The organism is Aeromicrobium sp. 9AM (assembly GCF_902506105.1).
GTDB lineage: Bacteria > Actinomycetota > Actinomycetes > Propionibacteriales > Nocardioidaceae > Aeromicrobium.
Map to the genome: position 1 here is coordinate 1,842,040 of NZ_LR733304.1, position 21,023 is coordinate 1,863,062.

General features: G+C 68.0%; 17 protein-coding genes. 9 read left to right on the forward strand and 8 right to left on the reverse strand.

Features of this window, described 5'->3' with window-relative positions:
- Positions 1-85: 85 nt before the first annotated feature.
- Positions 86-2,017, reverse strand: coding sequence for a TIGR03960 family B12-binding radical SAM protein (locus BOSE46_RS15425; RefSeq protein WP_159541077.1), 1,932 nt, complete (start codon positions 2,015-2,017; stop codon positions 86-88).
- Positions 2,018-2,273: 256 nt separating this feature from the next.
- Here BOSE46_RS15425 and BOSE46_RS15430 point away from each other — a divergent pair, with 256 nt between their 5' ends.
- A complete protein-coding gene (locus tag BOSE46_RS15430) occupies positions 2,274-3,209 on the forward strand; it encodes a hypothetical protein (protein WP_159541078.1) in 936 nt (311 codons plus the stop codon).
- Positions 3,210-3,281: 72 nt separating this feature from the next.
- Entirely contained in the window at positions 3,282-3,908 is a 627-nt protein-coding gene (locus BOSE46_RS15435) for a hypothetical protein (protein WP_159541079.1), read from the forward strand.
- Here BOSE46_RS15435 and BOSE46_RS15440 read toward each other — a convergent pair whose 3' ends face one another.
- Positions 3,909-4,562, reverse strand: coding sequence for an NADPH-dependent F420 reductase (locus tag BOSE46_RS15440; RefSeq protein ID WP_159541080.1), 654 nt, complete (start codon positions 4,560-4,562; stop codon positions 3,909-3,911).
- Positions 4,559-4,969, reverse strand: coding sequence for a nucleoside-diphosphate kinase (ndk, locus tag BOSE46_RS15445; RefSeq protein WP_159541081.1), 411 nt, complete (start codon positions 4,967-4,969; stop codon positions 4,559-4,561). Before ndk ends, BOSE46_RS15440 begins: the two co-directional genes overlap by 4 nt.
- Before the next feature lie 105 nt (positions 4,970-5,074).
- Between ndk and BOSE46_RS15450 the strand changes: the two genes are divergently transcribed.
- The 5 genes from BOSE46_RS15450 (at position 5,075) to BOSE46_RS15470 (ending at position 11,113) form a co-directional block, all read left to right on the forward strand.
- Positions 5,075-6,742 carry a glycoside hydrolase family 13 protein gene (locus BOSE46_RS15450; RefSeq protein ID WP_159541082.1) on the forward strand — a complete coding sequence of 556 codons (1,668 nt, stop codon included), beginning with the start codon at positions 5,075-5,077 and terminating at the stop codon, positions 6,740-6,742.
- 102 nt (positions 6,743-6,844) lie between these two features.
- Complete coding sequence (locus BOSE46_RS15455) at positions 6,845-8,158, forward strand: extracellular solute-binding protein (protein WP_159541083.1); 1,314 nt, start codon at positions 6,845-6,847, stop codon at positions 8,156-8,158.
- Entirely contained in the window at positions 8,155-9,099 is a 945-nt protein-coding gene (locus BOSE46_RS15460; protein WP_236551769.1) for a carbohydrate ABC transporter permease, read from the forward strand. Before BOSE46_RS15455 ends, BOSE46_RS15460 begins: the two co-directional genes overlap by 4 nt.
- 1 nt (position 9,100) lies before the next feature.
- Complete coding sequence (locus BOSE46_RS15465; protein ID WP_159541085.1) at positions 9,101-9,946, forward strand: carbohydrate ABC transporter permease; 846 nt, start codon at positions 9,101-9,103, stop codon at positions 9,944-9,946.
- Between the two features lie 3 nt (positions 9,947-9,949).
- Positions 9,950-11,113: an ABC transporter ATP-binding protein gene (locus BOSE46_RS15470; protein WP_159541086.1), complete on the forward strand. Its 1,164-nt coding sequence runs from the start codon at positions 9,950-9,952 to the stop codon at positions 11,111-11,113.
- 55 nt (positions 11,114-11,168) lie between these two features.
- Here the strand turns inward: BOSE46_RS15470 and BOSE46_RS15475 are convergent, their stop codons facing one another.
- From BOSE46_RS15475 to BOSE46_RS15490, 4 genes are read right to left on the reverse strand one after another with little or no spacing between them, the layout of a single operon-like run.
- A complete protein-coding gene (locus BOSE46_RS15475) occupies positions 11,169-12,026 on the reverse strand; it encodes a ParB N-terminal domain-containing protein (protein WP_159541087.1) in 858 nt (285 codons plus the stop codon).
- A gap of 1 nt (position 12,027) precedes the next feature.
- Complete coding sequence (locus BOSE46_RS15480) at positions 12,028-12,654, reverse strand: metallophosphoesterase (RefSeq protein ID WP_159541088.1); 627 nt, start codon at positions 12,652-12,654, stop codon at positions 12,028-12,030.
- Between the two features lie 39 nt (positions 12,655-12,693).
- The gene (locus BOSE46_RS15485; protein WP_236551770.1) at positions 12,694-13,035 is read right to left on the reverse strand and encodes a DUF4233 domain-containing protein; all 342 of its coding nucleotides are present in this window, start codon (positions 13,033-13,035) and stop codon (positions 12,694-12,696) included.
- Between the two features lie 13 nt (positions 13,036-13,048).
- Positions 13,049-14,386 carry a folylpolyglutamate synthase/dihydrofolate synthase family protein gene (locus tag BOSE46_RS15490; RefSeq protein WP_159541089.1) on the reverse strand — a complete coding sequence of 446 codons (1,338 nt, stop codon included), beginning with the start codon at positions 14,384-14,386 and terminating at the stop codon, positions 13,049-13,051.
- A 132-nt stretch (positions 14,387-14,518) separates the two neighbouring features.
- Here BOSE46_RS15490 and BOSE46_RS15495 point away from each other — a divergent pair, with 132 nt between their 5' ends.
- Complete coding sequence (locus BOSE46_RS15495) at positions 14,519-16,636, forward strand: MMPL family transporter (RefSeq protein ID WP_159541090.1); 2,118 nt, start codon at positions 14,519-14,521, stop codon at positions 16,634-16,636.
- Between the two features lie 78 nt (positions 16,637-16,714).
- Positions 16,715-19,294, forward strand: a complete 2,580-nt coding sequence (gene valS / locus BOSE46_RS15500; protein ID WP_159541091.1) for a valine--tRNA ligase — start codon at positions 16,715-16,717, stop codon at positions 19,292-19,294.
- Here the strand turns inward: valS and BOSE46_RS15505 are convergent, their stop codons facing one another.
- A complete protein-coding gene (locus BOSE46_RS15505; protein WP_159541092.1) occupies positions 19,295-20,947 on the reverse strand; it encodes a phosphoenolpyruvate--protein phosphotransferase in 1,653 nt (550 codons plus the stop codon).
- Positions 20,948-21,023: the final 76 nt, after the last annotated feature.

Consider the following 21,023-nt stretch of genomic DNA (forward strand, 5'->3'; position numbering starts at 1 on the left):
CCATCGTGATTTCTAAGGTGGGTCCGGAGCATCGGACACATGCCCTATCTTTGCGCTGACCTGCGGCTGAGCCGCCCTAAGGCGGTCAGACGACAGTCAACGGCAGCAGCGTCTTGCCGGTGGGGCCGATCTGGATCTCGAGGTCCATCTGAGGGCACACGCCGCAGTCGAAGCACGGAGTCCAGCGGCAGTCCTCGACCTCGAGCGCCCCGTCGGGGTTGAGCGAGTCCTGCCAGTCCTCCCACAACCAGTCGCGGTCGAGACCGGCGTCGAGGTGGTCCCACGGGAGCACCTCGGCGTACTCACGCTCACGGACCGTGTACCAGTCGAGGTCGACCGGCTCGTCGGCCAGCGCCTCGGCGGTCTGGTCGGCCCAGCGGTCGTACGAGAAGTGCTCGCTCCAGCCGTCGAAACGGCCACCGTCGCGCCACACCGCCTCGATGACGCGACCGACGCGGCGGTCGCCGCGCGACAGGAGTCCTTCGATGATGCCGGGCTTGCCGTCGTGATAGCGGAAGCCGATCGCCTTGCCGTACTTGCGGTCGGCGCGCACCTCGTCGCGCAGTTTCTTGAGCCGCTCGTCGGTCGTCTCGTGGTCGAGCTGCGACGCCCACTGGAACGGCGTGTGCGGCTTGGGCACGAAGCCGCCGATCGACACGGTGCAGCGGATGTCGTTGCGACCAGAGACCTCGCGGCCGGTCTGGATGACCCGCTTGGCGAGCTCGCCGATCTGCATGACGTCCTCGTCGGTCTCGGTCGGCAGCCCGCACATGAAGTAGAGCTTCACCTGGCGCCAGCCGTGCGAGTAGGCCGCGGCGACCGTACGGATGAGGTCCTCCTCGGTCACCATCTTGTTGATGACCTTGCGCAGGCGCTCGCTGCCGCCCTCAGGGGCGAACGTCAGGCCCGAGCGTCGGCCGTTGCGGCTGAACTCGTTGGCCAGGGTGATGTTGAAGGCGTCGACGCGGGTCGACGGCAGGGACAGCGACGTGTTGGTGCCCTCGTAGCGATCGCCGAGCTGCTTGGCGACCTCGCCGATCTCGGTGTGGTCGGCGCTCGAGAGGCTCAGCAGGCCGACCTCCTCGAAGCCGGTCTTGTCGAGCCCGTTCTGCACCATCGCGCCGATGCCCTCGATCGAGCGCTCGCGCACCGGGCGCGTGATCATGCCGGCCTGGCAGAACCGGCAGCCGCGCGTGCAGCCGCGGAAGATCTCGACGCTGAAGCGCTCGTGCACCGTCTCGGCGAGCGGGACCAGCGGGTTCTTGGGGTACGGCCACGAGTCGAGGTCCATCAGCGTGTGCTTCGCGACGCGCCACGGCACGCCCGGCCGGTTGGGCACGACACGCTGGATGCGGCCGTCGGGGAGGTAGGTGACGTCGTAGAACTTCGGGACGTACACGCCGCCGGATTTTGCGAGGCGCATCAGGACCTCGTCACGCCCGCCGGGCCGGCCTTCGTCCTTCCACTCCCGCACGACCTCGCTGATCGCCAGCACGATCTCCTCGCCGTCGCCGAGCACGGCGGCGTCGAGGAACGTGGCGATCGGTTCGGGGTTGAACGCCGAGTGGCCGCCGGCGATCACGATCGGATCGTCCTCGCCGCGGTCGACGGCGTGCAGCGGGATGCCCGCCAGGTCGAGTGCGGTCAGCATGTTGGTGTAGCCGAGCTCGGTGGAGAACGAGATGCCGAACAGGTCGAATGCCTTGACCGGCCGGTGCGCGTCGACCGTGAACTGCGGGATGTCGTTCTCGCGCATGACCTTCTCCATGTCGGAGAACACCGCGTACGTGCGCTCGGCCAGGATCCAGTCGCGCTCGTTGAGGACTTCGTAGAGGATCTGGACACCCTGGTTGGGCAGTCCGACCTCGTACGCGTCGGGGTACATCAACGTCCAGCGCACCTTGGCGGAGTCCCACTCCTTGCTGGTGGCGTTGAGCTCGCCCCCGACGTACTGAATGGGCTTGCTGACGGAGGGCAGCAACGGTTCCAGGCGCGGGAAGACGGACTCGACGGACATGCCTCTAGGTTAGGCGCTGCCCGCCACCGCGCGAAAACCGTGGGTGACCGATCTTCATGCGTTTGCGCTGCCCCGGCATCCCGAACGCAGGTCGGTCGCCGAGCCGGTCGACCGATCTCCATGCGTTTGCGTCGTGCGAGCAGCACGAACGCATGGAGATCCGTGGCAGTCCACAGCCGTGCTCGGACCTCGCACAGTCCACAGCTGGTACGCCGGAGGGCGCGCACACGCCGCGCCAACGGCGAGGGTTCGAGGCATGGGCAGCGTCCTGCGGGTCGCAGAGGCCAACGCTCTGCACGGCAAGGGCGTCGTCCGGCACCTCGTTGCTCGCGGCATGTGGCAACGGCCGTGTCGCGGCGTGATCGTCACGCACAATGGCCCGCTCACGGACGAACAGGCGTGGGAGGTCGCGCTCGCGTCTGCACCACCGCGATCGGCACTTGCCGGTCCGACCGCGCTCGCGGTGCACGGGATGGACGGATTCGAGGACGATCAGATTCACGTGGTGATCCCCGCTGGCGGTCGTGCGCCCTCATGGGAAGGGCTCGTCGTCCACGAGAGCGGCGAGCTCAGCACCGCTGACGTCCATCCGTTGGAACAACCGCGGCGCACCCGGGTCGCTCGCAGCGTCATCGACCTGGCCAGCTGGTGTACCAACGACCGGTACGCCCGCGCGGCGGTCATTGCAGCGCTGCAGCAGGGGCTCGCGAACACCGCCCGTATGCGAGATGCCCTCAGCAGGCGAGGTCCGTGCCGGCGACGCGGACTGATCATCGAGTCGATCCTCGATGCAGCGGGCGGCATCCAGTCGTTGCCCGAGCGCGATTTCGACGCCCTGTGGCGAGCCGCGGGCTTGCCTCGGCCCACGAGGCAGCGCCGCGTACGAAGCAAGGACGGTCGCTACTACCTCGACGCCACGTGGGAGTCGCTGGGGATGTCTGCGGAGATACACGGGATCCCCCACCACGCGGTCCGACAGTGGGACGCCGATCTCCGACGGGCGAACGAGATCGTCATCGGCGGCGACCGCCTGCTGATCTTCTCCTCGTACGCGATTCGCCACGAACAGGTCGCGGTCGCCGACCAGCTGTTCCGGATGGCCCGTTCCTGCGGATGGACCGGTCCCGACCCCGATGTCCATGCCTTGCGGGCGCTCCAGCACCCCAAACGCAGGAAGTTCCGTTCCCGTTGAGCCTGACCTCCCTGCGTTCGTGCCGTCCCGACAGCGCAAAGGCAGGTAGATCGGTCCCACTAGGCTCGGAGTGTGAGACGCAAATCCCGGCAGCAGCGCCCGTTCTCGCTCTCGTACGTGCCCGTTGCGGCCGACGGAGGGCCCGACCAGGTCCTGACGGTCGAGAACCACACCGAGGTCACGGTCCAGCCGACGTTGGCGTTCACCCCGCTCGACGTCTACGGCCGCGAGCTGCCCAACGTCGTGACGCAGACCGTGCACGGCTCCCACCGCGGCGGACCGTTGCTGCCCGCCGGCGGATCGCTGCGCGACATCCTGCGATTCGACGGGCCGGGGAGCCGCCAGGTCCGCGGCGTGCACGTCGAGCTGGCCGCCGTCGAGGAGCTCGACCATCCGGCGCTCGAGAAGGACACGCGCAGCGTCATGATCGACCTCGAGCAGAAGGCCACCGACATACCGAGCGAATTCTGGGGCATCGGCCTGGTCAACCCCAATCCGTTCGGCGTGACGGTCCGGGTCTCGCTGCTCGAGTTCGAGGAGCGGGAGCGCGACTACCCGCGGCAGGTCGTCGACGTCTTCACCTTGCAGGAGGACGTCGACCTGGCTTCGGTCTCCAACCACGTCATCTGGTTACCCGAGGACGTACGAGGCCAGTTCCACGAGGTCGAGCACCACTTGAGGCCGCCGACGTACGTGTAGTCAGCCGGAGTTGATGGCCCAGTTGAACCGCGGGGCACCCGAGCCCCGCGCGATCGTGACGCGCATCCACAGCGACATCGTCATCTCGACGGCCGCAGCCGTGTCGATGCCGCCGAGGTCAATGATCTGCGCCGGGCGCCAGCCGAGCGTGGCGAGGAGCTCGCGGGCCCGGTCCTTGGCGCCCGCGTCATCACCGCTGAGGAACACGACGTGGTCGCCCTCGACGATCGAGGGATCCACCATCACGGTGCAGTTCATGGTGTTGAGCGACTTCACGACGTGCAGGTCCGGGAACGCGGCCTGGATGCGCTGACCCAGCGAGTCGTCGGCCGATGCGAGTGGCTTGGGGAAGCCGCCCTCGACCGGTTGCAGCTCGTTGGAGACATCGATGAGGGTCTTGCCGGCGAGCGCCTCCACGCCGACGGTTTCGAGAGCGTCGATCGAGTGCAGCCCGTTCGTGGCGTTGACGATGACGTCGGCGTGGGCGACCGCGTCGGCGAATGATCCGGTCCGCACGCCGAGGGCGGCCAACGGCTCGAGGCTGGCCGAGTCGGCCGTACGCGCGCCGACCAGGACATCGACGCCGAGCTCAGCGAGCCGGGCCGCGAACGTACGTCCGACGATCCCGGTGCCCAGCACGCCGATCGAGGTCATGACAGCTCGGGGAACCAGAGTGCGATCTCGCGCTTGGCCGAGTCCTCGGAGTCCGACGCGTGCACGAGGTTCTCGCGGTTGGACAGCGACAGGTCACCGCGGATCGTGCCGGGCGCGGCCTGCCGCCCGTCGGTGACCCCGTTGAGCAGGCGCACGACAGCGATGGCCTCGTCGCCCTCGAGGACGAGTGCGACGAGCGGCCCGGAGACCGCGAACTCACGCAGCGGCGGGTACCACGGCTGGTCGACGTGTTCGGCGTAGTGGGCATCGGCCTGGGCGGCGTCGATCGTGCGCTGCTCCAGCGCGACGACCGTGAGTCCCTTGGACTCGAAACGGGAGAGGATCTCGCCGGTCAGGCCGCGGCGTACGGCATCGGGCTTGATCAGGACGAGGGTGCGTTGCGACATGGCCAAAACCTATCCTGCGCGGTCGTACGCCCGACGTGGACGCCCGTTCGGGACCCTGCGTACGTTTGGGTGCGGCGCCGGTCCGGTGCCCGGAGGGAGACGAACATGGCGAGCTCGGGCGAGCAGTGGTGGCGTGATGCCGTGATCTACCAGGTCTATCCGCGGTCGTGGGCCGACTCCAACGGCGATGGGATTGGCGACCTGCCCGGGATCACGGCCAGGCTCCCCCACCTCGCCGACCTCGGTGTCGACGCGATCTGGCTCTCGCCGTTCTACACCTCGCCCCAGCACGACGCCGGGTACGACGTCGCCGACTACCGCGACGTGGACCCGGTCTTCGGTGACCTCGCCGCCTTCGATCGACTCGCGGCGCGGGCGCACGAGCTCGGCCTGCGGGTCATCGTCGACATCGTCCCCAACCACTCGTCCGACGAGCACCCGTGGTTCGTCGAGGCACTCGCGTCACCGGCCGGCAGCCCCGAGCGAGCTCGCTACATCTTCCGCGACGGCCGGGACGGCGGCACCCAGGCTCCCAACAACTGGCAGAGCCTGTTCGGGGGGCCCGCGTGGACCCGTGTCAACGAGCCGGACGGGAAGCCCGGCCAGTGGTACCTCCACCTGTTCGACACGACTCAGCCCGACTTCGACTGGACCAACCCCGAAGTGCGTACTGAGCTCGAGGACGTCCTGCGATTCTGGCTCGATCGCGGGGTCGACGGGTTCCGGATCGACGTCGCACACGGCCTGGTCAAGGCCGACGGACTGCCCGACGCGGACCTCAGCCACGACCGGCACGCCGACGCGACCGCCCTGGCGCCCATGTGGGACCAGCCGGGCGTCCACGAGATCTACCGCAGCTGGCGCCGGCTCACCGACTCGTACGCGACCGAGGGCGAGGACGCCGACCGCATCCTGTGCGCCGAGGCGTGGGTCCTGCCGGCCGAGGCACTGGCGAAGTACGTACGGGAGGACGAGCTCCACCAGTCGTTCAACTTCGAGTACCTCATGACCCCGTGGCTGGCCGCGGACCAGCGGGCGACGATCACCCACTCGCTCGCCCAGGCGGAGGCCGTCGGTGCGCCGCAGACCTGGGTGCTGTCCAACCACGACGTCGTACGCCACGCCACCCGACTCGGCTACCCGCAAACGCCGGGCTTGCAGAAGATCGAGGGCATCGGCGCCGACGACCCCCAGCCGGACGCCGAGCTCGGGCTGCGACGCGCTCGCGCGGCGACCGCGGTGATGCTCGCGCTGCCCGGCTCGGCCTACCTGTTCCAGGGCGAGGAGCTCGGGCTCCCCGAGGCCACGCAGCTGCCCGACGAGGCACGCCAGGACCCCACCTTCGCGCGTACGAACGGCACCTCCGTGGGTCGTGACGGCTGCCGCGTGCCGATCCCGTGGGAGGGCGGCGTGCCGTCGTACGGATTCGGTCCCGGCGACGAGTCCTGGCTCCCCCAGCCGGTCGAGTACGGGCTGCTGGCCGCCGACCGGCAGCGTCACGAGCCGGACTCGACGCTCACGCTCTACCAGGACCTGCTGCGGCTGCGGCGCGAGCTCCGGCTGGGTCGCGGCGCCTTGACCTGGCTCGACGGATTCGGCGACGACGTCCTCGCGTTCAGGGTCGAGTCCGCCAAGGGTGCGGTGATCGTCCTGGCGAATCTCGGCTCCGGCGAGGTGCCGCTTCCTGACGGAAAGACCGTGCTTGCAGGCAGCCTGCCCCGGCATCATGGCGCGTTCGTCCGTACCGACGAGACGGTCTGGCTGCGGCCCTGAAAGATGCCCGGTTGCGCTCCTCTGGCCATGCGGTTACGTTCGATGCGTCCCTGTGACCCGCATCACGTGTGCGCCAGCTGAGGGGACGTGGTTGGGGGAGGAATGGCCGTACGTTCTGTTCGTCGAGTCGTCGCAGGCATCGCCGCGACGGCCTTGTCCGCGAGTGTGCTGGCCGCCTGTGGAAGTGGTAGCGGCGGCAAGGCATCGCTCAACTGGTACATCAACCCTGATGGCCAGGTCACGCTCAACAAGCTGGCCAAGGACTGCAGCACCGACGACTACAACATCAAGATCCAGCTGCTCCCTGCCAGCGCCACCGACCAGCGGACGCAGCTCGCCCGTCGCCTGGCCGCCAAGGACAGCTCGACGGACCTGATGAGCCTCGACCCGGTGTTCGTACCGGAGTTCGCCAACGCCAAGTGGCTCCTACCCTTCGAGGGGGAGGTTGCCGATCGGGTCCTCGACGGTGTGCTGGACGCGCCCGCCGACATCGTGCAGTGGGATGACAAGGTCGTCGCCGCACCGCAGTGGGCCAACACCCAGGTGCTCTGGTATCGCAAGTCGCTCGCCGAGAAGGCCGGGCTCGACATGACCCAGCCCGTCACGTGGGACCAGGTCATCAAGGCAGCTGCCGACAACGGCGGCACGGTCGGCGTCCAGGCCAACAAGTACGAGGCCTACGTCGTGTGGATCAACGCACTGATCCAAGGCGCCGGCGGCAACATCCTCGACCCCGCGACGGTCGAGAAGGGTCGCGACGCCAAGGTCACGATCAACTCCGCAGCCGGCAAGGACGCGGCAGCCGTCATCCGCGAGCTCGCCCGCTCCAAGGCGGCGCAGCCGGACTTCTCGACCTCCAACGAGGGCACGAGCCTCGGCTCGATGTTCCCCGCCAAGGGGCCCGGCGAGTTCATGACCAACTGGACGTTCGTCTACGGCAACTACAAGGGATTGATCGGCAAACCCGGCGGACCCAAGGACGAGGAGGGGTTCGGTGACCTCGGCTGGGCCCGTTACCCGCAGACAGTGGAGGGCGAGGAGTCAAAGCCTCCGATCGGCGGCATCGAGATCGGTGTCGGCGCCTACACGAAGCATCCGAAGTTCGCCCAGGAAGCGGCGCTGTGCGTCACCAGTGACGAAGCACAGTCCGCTCTCGCGGTTAACGAAAGCTTCGCGCCGACACGAGCGTCTGTCTACGACGCCCCCGCAGTCAAGAAGGTCTTCCCTGCAGACCTCCTCACGCTGTTCCGCGACAGCATCGACACCGGCGGCCCGCGCCCCAAGAGCGCGTACTACAGCCAGATCTCGAGCGCGATCCAGTCGAGATGGCACTCGCCCACCTCGGTCGGCCCGGGCACACCGAAGAAGTCCGCCTCGTTCCTGACGGCAATCCTCAAGGGGAAGGCACTCCTGTGACGACCTACGTGCAGACCGCGGCTGACGACCCCGACACCGCGCCCAGACCACCCGACTCCGATCGGACCCGGGCCGAGAACAACCTGGCGCGCAAGCTGGTGGCGCCCGCCCTCATCTTGATGCTGCTGGTGACGGCGTTCCCGATGCTGCGGGCGCTCTACCTGTCGATGTTCGACTACTCGCTGACGGCGCCCGACGACAAGGAGTTCGTGGGCTTCCAGAACTACGCCACCGCCTTGAGCGACTGGTTGTTCTGGCGCGACACCTTGACGACGGTCTTCATCATGATCGTCACCGTCGCGTTCGAGCTCGTCATCGGCTTCGCGTTCGCGATGGTCATGCACAAGGTGATCTTCGCCCGCGGCGTCATCCGCACGTCGATCCTCATCCCCTACGGCGTCATCACCGTCGTCTCGGGCTTCGCGTGGCAGTTCGCGTTCTCCTACCAGAACGGCTTCGTCAACAGCTGGCTCCCGTTCATCGACACTGACTTCAACTGGTTCGCCGAGCGGAACTCCTCGCTGATCGCGATCATGGCGTCGGAGATCTGGAAGACCACGCCGTTCATGTCGTTGCTCCTGCTGGCCGGACTCGCGCAGGTGTCCAATGACATGCTCGAGGCCGCCAAGGTCGACGGCGCGACGTGGTGGCAGCGGCTCTACAAGGTCATCCTGCCCAACATGCGGGCGGCGATCATGGTCGCTGTCCTGTTCCGCGCTCTCGACGCCTACCGCATCTTCGACAACATCTTCGTGATGACGGCCGGCGCCAACAAGACCGAGTCGATCTCGTTCCTGACCTACAGGCAGGTGATCGAGCAGTTCCAGCTGGGCATCGGCTCAGCGTTGTCGGTGCTGCTGTTCCTGTCGGTGCTGGTCGTCGCGTTCGTGATCGTCAAGCTCTTCAAGGTCGATCTCGCCGACGCACGGCAGGAGAACTGACATGCAGACCGACGTGAAGTCCAAGATCGGCACCTTTGTCGGCGTGGCCGTGATCCTGGCCTGGTGCCTGTTGCCCGTCGTGTGGATCATCTCCCTGTCGTTCAAGTCGCAGGAAGCGGTCACCAACGGCAGCCCGGGCTTCTTCCCGTCCGACGGCGGCGGAGCGGGCTGGCAGAACTACAAGGACGTCCTGGACAACGGCCAGTTCAGGCACGCCGTCTTCAACTCGATCGGCATCTCGCTGATCGCCACGCTCCTGTCGGTCGTCATCGCGACCCTCGCGGCGTACGCGATCGCCCGCCTGGATTTCAAGGGCAAGAAGTTCGTGCTGACCACGGCTCTGGTGATCGCGATGTTCCCGGTCGTCTCGCTGGTCGGCCCGCTGTTCGACATGTGGCGCACGTTCCACCTCTACGACACCTGGCCGGGCCTGATCATCCCTTACATGTCGTTCACGCTTCCCTTGGCGATCTGGACCCTGTCGGCGTTCTTCCGCGAGATCCCGTGGGAGATGGAGCAGGCCGCCCAGGTCGACGGCGCCACTGCCTGGCAGGCGTTCCGCAAGGTCATCGTGCCGCTCGCGGCGCCCGGCGTCTTCACCGCGGCGATCCTGACGTTCTTCTTCGCGTGGAACGACTTCGTGTTCGGCATCTCCCTCACGTCGACCGAGAAGGCGCGACCCATCCCGGCCGCTCTGTCGTTCTTCGTCGGCCAAGACCCGTTCAACCGGCCCGCTTCGCTGCTGGCCGCGGGCGCCGTGGTCGCCACGGTCCCGATCGTCGTCCTCGTCCTGTTCTTCCAGCGCAAGATCGTCGCCGGCCTGACCGCCGGCGCAGTGAAGGGTTGATCCATGGCTGCCATTGAGATGAAAAACATCGTCAAGAAGTACGGCGACGGCTTCCCCGCCGTCAACGACGTCAGCATCGACGTCGCCGACGGCGAGTTCATGATCCTGGTCGGCCCGTCGGGCTGCGGGAAGTCGACGCTGCTGCGGATGATCGTCGGGCTGGAGGACATCACGTCCGGCGACATGCTGATCGGCGGCGACCGGGTCAACGACCTGGCGCCCCGCGATCGCAACCTGTCGATGGTGTTCCAGAACTACGCGCTCTACCCGCACCTCACGGTCTACGAGAACATCGCGTTCCCGCTCCGGCTCGCCAAGATGAGCAACAAGGAGGTCGACGAGAAGGTGCGCGACGCCAGCAAGACGCTGGACCTCGACGAGCACCTGCAGCGCAAGCCCGGCAACCTGTCAGGCGGCCAGCGCCAGCGCGTCGCCATGGGCCGCGCCATCGTGCGCGAGGCCAAGGCGTTCTTGTTCGACGAGCCGCTGTCCAACCTCGACGCCAAGCTCCGCGGCCAGATGCGCACCGAGATCGCCCGCCTGCAGAAGCGGCTCGGCATCACGACGGTCTACGTCACGCACGACCAGACCGAGGCGATGACGCTGGGCGACCGGGTCGCCGTCATGAAGCGAGGCATCCTGCAGCAGCTCGCCACCCCACGCGAGCTCTACGAGCAGCCGGTCAACCTCTTCGTCGCGGGCTTCATCGGCTCGCCGCCGATGAACTTCCTGCCCGCCACTGTCGAGGGCGACCAGGTGACGCTGCCGTTCGGCACGTTCAGGATCCCCGCCGCGAAGGCCGAGAAGACCGCCGGCAAGGGACTGCTGATGGCCGGCATCCGCCCCGAGCACTTCGAGGACGTCTCGGTGATCCAGGGCGGCAACGTCGACACCGCCCAGACCTTCAAGGCGCACATCGACGTACGCGAGTGGCTGGGCGACCAGCAGTACGCGTACGTGCCCTACGAGGCCGAGGCCAAGGTGCAGGACCAGCTCAAGGAGCTGGCGCGCGAGGCCGACAGCGACTCGCTGCGCACGCAGCTCGTCGTCTCGCTCGACTCGGACAGCAAGGTCACCGAGGACGACGACGCCACGTTGTTCATCGACACCGACAAGATGCACCTGTTCGACCCGTCAACGGGCGACAACCTCACCGTCGGGCTCTAGACGTCATCCGTCGACGGGCTCAAGGACCGTGGGTCCTTGAGCCCGTCGAAGGGACTCAGCGCTTCCGTTTGCCGCCCTTGCTGGTGACGGCTTCCATGATCTCGGCGTTCCACTCGTGCTCGCGGATCAGCCGGTAGCGCTCGCACGCGACGCGCAGGTAGGCCTCTGCTGGGCGTTCATCCTTGCCGCGGACCCCGGCGTCCTCGATCATCTCGACGACGGGCTGGAACTCCTCGGCGTACCAGCGCGCGGCCATCGTCGGCTTGTCCATGTAGGCGCCCTCGGCATGCATCATGCGCGCACCCCATGCCTCGACGGTCTCGGCGATGACGCCATAGTCGAACGGGTTGTTGACCGCGACCGCTGCCCGCGCCTCCCCCGTGAACGGGACCCGCTCGAGCATCAGGCGTCGCCAGTACTTGAGCTCGAGGTCGGAGCGAGCGCCGATTCCGACAGGCCTCAGGAACGTCTCGATCGCCGTCACCTTGGCCTCGATCAGGTCGATGCCGAGGCTGCGCGCGACTGAGACGCGGTGATGGCCGTCGCGGACGAAGTAGTAGTCGCCGATCTGATAGACCTCGATCGGCGGGATGACCTCTCCGGTGCGGCTGGCACGGGCGAGTCGTTCCCAACGCTGCCTGCTGACCGCCGAGGTCGGCCGGAAGCGCCGGTCGAAGTCGCGCACCTTGTCGACCGATCCCACGATGGCGTCGAGCGGGATGACCTTGGTGCCGATGTAGTTCTCGGCCTTGCGCCCCAGCGCCTCGACGACGTCGTCGAACGACATCGACTGGACCACGTCGTCGGTGTCGTTGCGCAGCCGCGCCGCGAGCCCGGACAGCACCTGGTGGCGCCGCGCGCGCATGAAGTCGCTCTCGGCGTCGACCCGCGGCGATCCGGAGCTGCTGGCCATCTCAGGCCCCCCGTCCCGTGCCGGCAACCGCGTGGGTCGAGGCCGGCTCGATCTCGATGACCTGCCACGGGATCACGTTGCGGATCGTCGTGCGCCCGACCTCTCGATCCGGCTTGTGCATGCCGTACGGGTGGATGTGGCCGTGCAGGTGCCATGCGGGTTGCAGCGTCTCGAGGACGCCGTGCAGGGCGGAGACGCCGACGTGGCAGGGATCCGGCTCGTCGCCGAGACCGTACGGAGGCGCGTGGGTCAGGAGCACGTCGACCTGACACGCCTTGCCCGCGTCCTTGAGGAGTCGACGGGCCCGCTTGTCGTACTGGTCCTGGGTGTACTGGTGCGGACCCTCGTTGTAGCGGACACAGCCGCCCAGGCCGGCGACGCGCAGGCCGCCCACCGTGAACACGCGACCGTCGAGGTCGATCAGCCCGCGAGGGCTCTTGCCGCGTGCAGTGCTCGGATCGTGGTTGCCGGGCACGTACGCCGCCGGGGCGTCCACCAACGAGACGAGCGACTCGAGGTAACCCCAGGGCAGGTCGCCGGCCGCCAGCACGAGGTCGACGCGCAGGTCGCGCACCCGCGACTCCATCGCGGGGATCTCCTCGTCGGCGACTGCCAGGACACGCACCATGCCTTCGACACTAGCCCGGAGAGCCGTGCCGCACACCCCTCAGCTTTCGCGAGCCTCGCGAGCCCAACGCGCCTTGTCCTCCTCGATGCGCTTGCCGAGGAAGAACGCCCCGAACCAGAGCGCCGCGAACATCGCGCCGACGAAGAACATCGCGGTGATGAGGAACCCGAGAGCGATTGCGCCGAGCTGGATCGCGTGACCCACGAGGTACGCCTGGGGGCGGCGCAACGCTCCGGCCGTCAGGAGGCACAGCACCGCGAGCCCGAGTCCAGAGGTGAGCGCCAACGGGGTGCTGACGTCCTCGACGGAGATCATGACCGGGACCGCCAGCGCGAGGATGACGGCTTCGAGCAGCAGCATCGCGGCACACATGCCCCTCATGCGCACAGCCCGTTCACGACGGCGTGCCGCCGAACAGCACCCGGGCCTCACCGACGGTGATGACCGACCCGGTGATCAGCACGCCGCCGCTGCCGATCGCATCGTCGTTGCCCTCGGCCGAGTCGGCCATGCCGACTGCGCGTTCGATCGCATCATCGAGCCGTGGCACGAGGATGACGCGTTCGGCGCCGAAGATGTCCTCGGCCAGCTCGGCCAGCTCGGCGGCCGGCATCGATCGCGGCGTGCTGTTCTGCGTGCACACGATCTCGGCCATCACGGGCTCGAACCTGCGCAGCATCTCCTCGACGTCCTTGTCCGCCATGACCCCGACGACGCCGATCAGCGGGCTGAACGTGAACGCGTCCTGGATCGCCTCGACGGTCGCCTGCGCACCATGTGGGTTGTGCGCGGCATCGAGCAGGACGGTCGGGCTGCGGCGTACGACCTCGAGCCGGCCGGGCGAGGTGACCTGGGCGAACGCCTCGCGCACGAGGTCCGGGTCGAGCTCCTTGGTGCCGGTGAACGCCTCGACCGCCGCCAGCGCGTACGCCGCGTTGTGGGCCTGGTGGGCGCCGTGCAGCGGCAGGAAGATGTCGGAGTAGGCGGAGGCGACACCCTGCAGGTCGATCTGCTGGCCGCCGACGGCCGTGGTGCGGTGGTTGACGCCGAAGTCGACGCCCTCGCGCAGGGCGATCGCGCCGACGTCGACCGCACGGCGCATCAGGACGTCCATGACGGCGTCCTCCTGCTGCGCGACGACGACGTGTGAGCCGGGCTTGATGATGCCGGCCTTCTCGACCGCGATGATCTCCGGTCGGTCGCCGAGGTAGCGCTCGTGGTCGACCCCGATGGGCGTGATGACCGCAACCTGTCCGTCGGCGACGTTCGTGGCATCCCACGACCCACCCATGCCGACCTCGATGACGGCGGCGTCGACCGGAGCGTCGGCAAAGGCCGCGAAGGCCATCGCGGTGATCATCTCGAAGTACGACAGCGGGTGCTCCGACGAGTCGTCGACGATCTGGGCGTACGCCGCGACGTCGGCGAACGCGTCGACGAACAGCTCCTCGGTCAGCGGCACGCCGTCGAGGCAGATGCGCTCGGTCATCGACTGCAGATGCGGGCTGGTGAACCGTCCAGTCCGCAGGTCGAGGGCGCGCAGCAACGTGTCGACCATACGGCTGGTGGACGTCTTGCCGTTGGTGCCCGTGAGGTGGATGACCGGGTAGGCGCGTTGCGGGTCTCCGAGGAGCCGGCAGACGGCAGCGATCCGGTCGAGGGACGGCTCGAGACGTGTCTCGGGCCACCGGCCGAGAAGTGCGCGCTCGACCTCCGCGTAGGTGGGTGTCATCGCGATCCATTGTCGCAGGACATCAGGGGGAGAATCAGGGGCACCACCTATGTCACATTTGTCGGTCCATTACGTCATGATGTAGTCACCGTGTCTCGCGTCCCGATCGGACGCTCACCCGAGGAGAAATACATGAACCGCCAGATAGCGGGCTGGATCGCCCACCGCTGGGCAAAATGGGTCACCCTCGTTGCCTCCATCATCTTCATCGGCGCGATGGCGTCCCTGGGTGCGAAGCTCACGGGCATCCAGGAGAACGACATCGGGGCGTGGCTGCCCGGCGACGCCGAGTCAACCAAGGTCATCAACAAGTCCGAGGCCTTCTCCGATCCCAACAGCGCCCCCGCGGTCGTGCTCTATGTCCGCGACTCCGGCATCACACCGGCCGACCTGGCCAAGGCCAAGGCTGACGTGGCGGCATTCGCCGACGTCAAGCTCGTCGACAAGGACGTCGTCGGCCCGATTCCGTCCAAGGACGGCAAGGCGCTCCAGGTCATCCCGACCATCACGATGGACGAGGACGGCTGGGACAAGCTTCCCGATGCCGTCAAGGACATCCGCAAGGTCGCCGAGAAGGACGCCGGCGGGTTGAACGTCAAGATCGCCGGCCCTGCGGCGCTGGGCGCTGACCAGGCCAAGGCATTCGCCGGAATCGACGGCATCCTGCTCCTGTCGGCACTCGGTGTCGTCGTGATCCTCCTGCTGCTGACCTACCGCAGCCCCGTGCTGTGGCTGATCCCGCTGCTCTGCGGCGTCGCCAGCGTCCTGACCGCCCAAGGCTTCGTCTACCTGCTGGCCAAGGGCTTCGGGCTCACGGTCAACGGTCAGAGCGCGGCGATCCTCAGCATCCTGACATTGGGTGCCGGCATCGACTACGCGCTGCTGCTGGTGGCCCGCTATCGCGAGGAGCTGCGCCACTACGCCGATCGCCACGAGGCGATGGCCCACGCGCTGCACCGTGCCGGTCCGGCCATCATCGCCAGCGGCGCGACGGTCATCGTCGGCCTGCTGTGCCTGATGTTCGCCCAGATGAACTCCACCAGCAGCCTCGGTCCGGTGACCGCGGCGGGCATCGTCATGGCGCTCCTCATGATGATGGTGCTGCTGCCGGCCCTCCTCGTGATCTTCGGCCGCTGGGTGTTCTGGCCGTTCATCCCGCACTTCGGGGACCCGGAGCGCAACGAGTCCGGCATCTGGGGTCGCGTCGGCCGGGGCATCTCCAAGAAGCCCCGATTCGTCTGGATCGCCACCGCCGTGATCCTCGGCGCGTTCTCGCTGGGCATCTTCCAGCTCGACGCGACCGGCCTGAGCAACGAGGACAGCTTCACCAAGACCCAGCCGTCGATCACGGCTGACAAGGAGCTGGCCAAGCACTTCGACGGTGGGGCTGGGTCCCCCGTCGCGGTGGTTGCCAAGGCCGACCACGCGGACGCCGTGAAGTCGGCATTCGCATCGGTCGACGGCATCGACCCGGCGAGCGTCGAGGTCAAGGGCAGCGCCAAGGGCGTGGCCTACCTCGAGGGCACGCTGACCTCAGCGCCTGACTCCACGAAGGCATTCGACACGGTCGACCGGGTCCGCGACGCGGTCCACAAGGTCCCCGGCGCCGATGCGCTGGTGGGCGGCAACACCGCGGTCAACAAGGACGTCCAGTCGGCGTCCTCGGCCGACAACAGGCTGATCATCCCGATCGTGCTGGTTGCCGTGTTCATCATCCTGGCGCTCCTGCTGAGAGCGCTGGCGGCACCGTTGATCCTGTTGGGCACAGTGGTGCTGTCGTTCGGCGCCGCCCTGGGCATCGGCGCGCTCGTGTTCCGGCACGTGTTCGACTTCGCCGGCGCGGACTCCTCGTTCCCGTTGTTCGCCTTCGTGTTCCTGGTGGCGCTGGGCATCGACTACAACATCTTCCTCATGACGAGAGTCAGGGAGGAGTCGTTGCAGAAGGGCACCAGGCGTGGAGCGCTGATCGGTCTCGGCGCGACAGGAGGCGTCATCACCTCGGCGGGTCTCGTCCTGGCCGGCACGTTCGCCGCCCTGGCCTCCATCCCGATCGTGTTCCTGGCCGAGCTCGGATTCACGGTTGCCGTCGGCGTCCTGCTCGACACGATCATCGTGCGTTCGGTGCTCGTGACGGCGCTCAACCTGGACATCGGCCGGCACATCTGGTGGCCGAGTCAGCTGGCCAAGAAGGAGGACGTCCCGGTCAGCCCGGCCGGTGACGACGTGATCAAGTCGCCAGTCGGCGCCTAGCACCAACACATCGGCGTCGCGGGTCACTTCGGTGGCCCGCGACGCCGATGCTTTTGTGCCCACGACTCACCCATAGACTTGCCTGCTGTGAACACAGTCCCGGAGAAGCCCGTCCTCGAAGGCCTCGAGGCCACCTGGTCCGCCCGCTGGGCCGAGCTGGGCACCTACACGTTCGATCGCACCAAGACCCGTGAAGAGATCTTCTCGATCGACACTCCCCCGCCGACCGTCTCGGGCTCGCTCCACGTCGGCCACGTGTTCTCCTACACGCACACCGACCTCATCGCCAGGTTCCAGCGCATGCGCGGCCAAGAGGTCTTCTACCCGATGGGCTGGGACGACAACGGCCTGCCGACCGAGCGACGGGTCCAGAACTTCTACGGGGTGCGCTGCGACCCCTCGCTCCCATACGACGCCGACTTCACCGCACCTGAGAAGCCCGACGCGAAGCGGCAGATCCCGATCAGCCGCCGCAACTTCGTCGAGCTGTGCAACGAGCTCGTCGAGGAGGACGAGAAGGTCTTCGAGCAGCTCTGGCGCACGCTGGGCCTCAGCGTCGACTGGTCGCAGCAGTACACGACGATCGGCAACGCTTCACAGGTCGTGTCGCAGCGCGCATTCCTGCGCAACGTGGCCCGCGGCGAGGCGTACCAGCAGGACGCGCCGACCCTGTGGGACGTGACCTACCAGACCGCCGTCGCGCAGGCCGAGCTCGAGGCACGGGAGTATCCCGGCGCCTATCACCGCGTCGCGTTCCATGGCAGCGACTCCCCCGTCATCATCGAGACCACCCGCCCCGAGCTCATCGCAGCCTGCGTCGCGCTGATCGCGCACCCCGACGACGAGCGCTACCAGTCGCTGTTCGGCACCACCGTGACGTCGCCGCTCTACGGCGTCGAGGTCCCTGTCGTCTCGCACACGCTGGCCGATCCCGAGAAGGGGTCCGGCATCGTCATGTCCTGCACCTTCGGTGATCTCACGGACGTCCAGTGGTGGCGCGAGCTGCAGCTGCCCAACCGTACGATCATCGGCCGCGACGGCCGGGTGCTGCGGGAGACGCCGGACTGGATCAGCGCCGACGGGGTCGCCCGCTACGAAGAGATCGCCGGCAAGACGACGTTCTCGGCCCGCGAGGCGGTCGTCTCCGCCCTCAGGGAGACCGGTGACCTCGACGGTGAGCCCACGCCGACGCAGCGCATGGCCAACTTCTACGAGCGCGGCGACAAGCCGCTCGAGATCGTGTCGACCCGCCAGTGGTACATCACGAATGGTGGGCGCGACGCCGATCTGCGGCAGAAGCTCGTCGCCCGCGGCGACGAGATCGACTGGGTCCCCGCCTACATGCAGTCACGCCTGACCAACTGGATCGAGGGGCTCAACGGCGACTGGCTCGTCTCGCGCCAGCGCTTCTTCGGCATCCCGTTCCCGGTCTGGTACCGCCTCGACGCCGATGGCGAGCCCGACTACGACGACCCGATCTTCGCCGACGAGGCGAGCCTGCCGGTCGATCCGTCGTCGGAGGTCCCGCCCGGCTTCACCGAGTCGCAGCGCGGCGAGCCCGGCGGGTTCCTGGCCGACCCTGACGTCCTCGACACCTGGGCGACCTCGTCGCTGACGCCGCAGATCATCTGCGGGTGGGAGCGCGACCCGGATCTCTTCGAGCGGACGTTCCCGATGGACCTGCGGCCGCAGGGCCACGACATCATCCGCACCTGGCTGTTCTCGTCGATCGTCCGAGCGCACCTCGAGCACGGCGTCGCCCCGTGGACGCACGCGGCGCTGTCCGGCTTCGTGGTCGACCCCGACCGCAAGAAGATGAGCAAGTCCAAGGGCAATGTCGTCGTGCCCGACGAGATCCTCGACAAGTACGGGGCCGACGCGGTTCGCTGGCGCGCTGCCGGTGCCCGCCCGGGTGCCGACTCGCCGTTCGACGAGGCGCAGATGAAGGTCGGCCGTCGCCTCGCGATGAAGGTCCTCAACGCCAGCAAGTTCGTGCTCGCGTCCGAGGAGGCGTACGGACTGGGCGCGGGTGCGAGCGACCTCGATCCGTCTCGCGTCACCGAGCCGATCGACCTCGCGATGCTGAGCCGCCTGCGTGGTGTCGTCGACGACGCCACGGCTCGCTTCGAGGAGTACGACTACGCCACGGCCCTCGAGGTCGCCGAGAAGTTCTTCTGGGACTTCTGCGACGACTACCTCGAGCTCGTCAAGGAGCGCTCGCGCCGCGACGACGCAGCCGGCCGCTCGGCCAGGAGTGCGTTCGTGCTCGCGCTGTCGGTCCAGCTGCGCCTGCTGGCGCCGTTCCTGCCCTACGTGACCGAAGAGGTCTGGTCGTGGTGGCAGGAAGGCTCGATCCACCGCGCCGCGTGGCCGGTCAACGACATCGACCTCACAACGGACAGTCACGACCCGGCGCTGCTGGGCTCGGCCGCCTCGGTGCTGGCCGACATCCGTGGTGCCAAGTCGACCGCCAAGGTCAGCCAGAAGACCGAGATCAGCAGCCTGACGATTAGCGCCACCAAGGCGCGGCTCGATCTCGTCCGTCTGGCGATCACGGACGTGCTGGCAGCCGGCCGGGTCGTCGCCGAACCGACGTACGTCGCGGACGAGGCGGTCGACGGCTTCAAGGTCGACGCGACGCCGGCCCTCGTCGACTGATCAGGCCAGGAAGGCTGCAGCGGCCTCCCGCGCCGTGGCCGGGTCCTTGGCGTCGAGCGCGGCGCTCGCCGCTGCCTGGCAAGCGTCGAGTCCCTGTGAGGCCAACGTGGCGCCGACGAGTGGCGCCGCCGAAGCGGCCGCCGACAGCGAGCTGACGCCCAGGCCGACCAGAACACAGCCGAGGTGTGGATCCGCGGCCGCCTCACCGCAGACACCGACCGGTTTGCCCGCGTCGATGCCGGCCTGCGCGACGCGCTGGATCAGTGCGAGCAGGGCAGGCTGCCAAGGGTCGGTCAGGTGCGCCAGCGACGCTGCCATCCGATCGGCCGCGAACGCGTACTGGCTGAGGTCGTTGGTGCCGATCGACACGAAGTCCACGTGCCGCAGGATGCGATCCGCGAGCAGGGCCGCGCTCGGAACCTCGATCATGACGCCGGGCACCAGACCTCGCGCGCGCACCCTCGCGCCGAACCACTCCGCCTCGCCCTCGGTCGCGACCATCGGCGCCATGACCCATACAGGCCCCGCCGAGTCCTGGGCGGCAAGCGCGATGGCATCGAGCTGGCGATCCATGAGCCCCTCGTCGCGGAGGCCGAGCCGCATGCCGCGCACTCCCAGTGCCGGGTTGGGCTCGTCCTTGATCGTCGCGAAGCCGAGCGGCTTGTCCGAGCCGGCATCGAGCGTGCGGATGACCACCTTCCGCTCGCCCATCGCGCTGAAGACCTCTCGATAGATCTCAGCCTGCTCCTCGACCGTTGGCTCGACATCACGGTCGAGGAAGCACAGCTCGGTGCGGAACAGACCCACGCCCTGGACCTTGGTCTCGGCAGCCTTCCGCGCTCCCACACCGTCCTGCACGTTCGCGAGAATGTCGACCGCGTGCCCGTCAGACGTCGCGCCGGGTCCACGCCAGGACGCCGCGGCCTCACGAGCGTGGGCCGCCGCTTCCGTACGCTCTCGGGCCATGTCTGCGTCGGGGTCGATGACGACCTCGCCACTCAAACCGTCGACCAGCACCGACGTCCCCACCGCTACGTCGTCGAGTCCCTCGGCGCCGACCACGCACGGGATGCCAAGCTGGCGGGCGATGATCGTCGTGTGGCTCGTCGGACCGCCGAGTGACGTGGCGATCGCCACGATCGAGACGGGGTCAAGACCTGCGGTGTCCGCGGGCGCGAGGTCGTCGGCGCACAAGACCGACGGCACCTCGGGAGTCGGCAGGCCGGGCTCGGGCTGGCCGGTCAGCTCGGCGACGACCCGGTCTCGGATGTCGGCGAGGTCGGTCACCCGCTCCGCCATGACCCCGCCGGCGGCCGAGAACAAGTCGTTGAGCTCTTCGATCGCGCCCGCCGTCGACGCGCAGATGCCAGAACCGTCTGCGAGCCGCTTCTGCACGAGTGCGGCCAGCCCACGGTCGCGAGCGAGCGCCGACGTCGCCAGCAGGACCTCCGCGGCTGCCCCTGTCGCTCGACCGGCGCGCTCCGCGAGCCGGTCGGCCACGGCATTGGCCGCGTCGCCGAAACGCCTCGCGCCGTCCTCCGGGTCAATGCTCGGCTCGTCGGCCGGGACCACGGGGCGCGGCATGGGGCGGACCACCGGCCCGACACCGATCCCCGGCACGACGCCGTTGCCTCGAAGGACGGATGCAGGCATGAGCTCTCCAGTTCAGTGCGACACGACAGGTGATTTCGCCCGACTCTACTCGGGACCGGGCACAAAGCCATAGGAT

Excerpts from the sequence above, each read along its gene's own strand:
- BOSE46_RS15425 (WP_159541077.1), bottom strand. The coding sequence starts at position 2,017 with ATGTCCGTCGAGTCCGTCTTCCCGCGCCTGGAACCGTTGCTGCCCTCC.
- BOSE46_RS15430 (WP_159541078.1), top strand. The coding sequence starts at position 2,274 with ATGGGCAGCGTCCTGCGGGTCGCAGAGGCCAACGCTCTGCACGGCAAG.
- BOSE46_RS15440 (WP_159541080.1), bottom strand. The coding sequence starts at position 4,562 with ATGACCTCGATCGGCGTGCTGGGCACCGGGATCGTCGGACGTACGTTC.
- ndk (WP_159541081.1), bottom strand. The coding sequence starts at position 4,969 with ATGTCGCAACGCACCCTCGTCCTGATCAAGCCCGATGCCGTACGCCGC.
- BOSE46_RS15450 (WP_159541082.1), top strand. The coding sequence starts at position 5,075 with ATGGCGAGCTCGGGCGAGCAGTGGTGGCGTGATGCCGTGATCTACCAG.
- BOSE46_RS15455 (WP_159541083.1), top strand. The coding sequence starts at position 6,845 with ATGGCCGTACGTTCTGTTCGTCGAGTCGTCGCAGGCATCGCCGCGACG.
- BOSE46_RS15465 (WP_159541085.1), top strand. The coding sequence starts at position 9,101 with ATGCAGACCGACGTGAAGTCCAAGATCGGCACCTTTGTCGGCGTGGCC.
- BOSE46_RS15470 (WP_159541086.1), top strand. The coding sequence starts at position 9,950 with ATGGCTGCCATTGAGATGAAAAACATCGTCAAGAAGTACGGCGACGGC.
- BOSE46_RS15475 (WP_159541087.1), bottom strand. The coding sequence starts at position 12,026 with ATGGCCAGCAGCTCCGGATCGCCGCGGGTCGACGCCGAGAGCGACTTC.
- BOSE46_RS15480 (WP_159541088.1), bottom strand. The coding sequence starts at position 12,654 with ATGGTGCGTGTCCTGGCAGTCGCCGACGAGGAGATCCCCGCGATGGAG.
- BOSE46_RS15485 (WP_236551770.1), bottom strand. The coding sequence starts at position 13,035 with ATGAGGGGCATGTGTGCCGCGATGCTGCTGCTCGAAGCCGTCATCCTC.
- BOSE46_RS15490 (WP_159541089.1), bottom strand. The coding sequence starts at position 14,386 with ATGACACCCACCTACGCGGAGGTCGAGCGCGCACTTCTCGGCCGGTGG.
- BOSE46_RS15495 (WP_159541090.1), top strand. The coding sequence starts at position 14,519 with ATGAACCGCCAGATAGCGGGCTGGATCGCCCACCGCTGGGCAAAATGG.
- BOSE46_RS15505 (WP_159541092.1), bottom strand. The coding sequence starts at position 20,947 with ATGCCTGCATCCGTCCTTCGAGGCAACGGCGTCGTGCCGGGGATCGGT.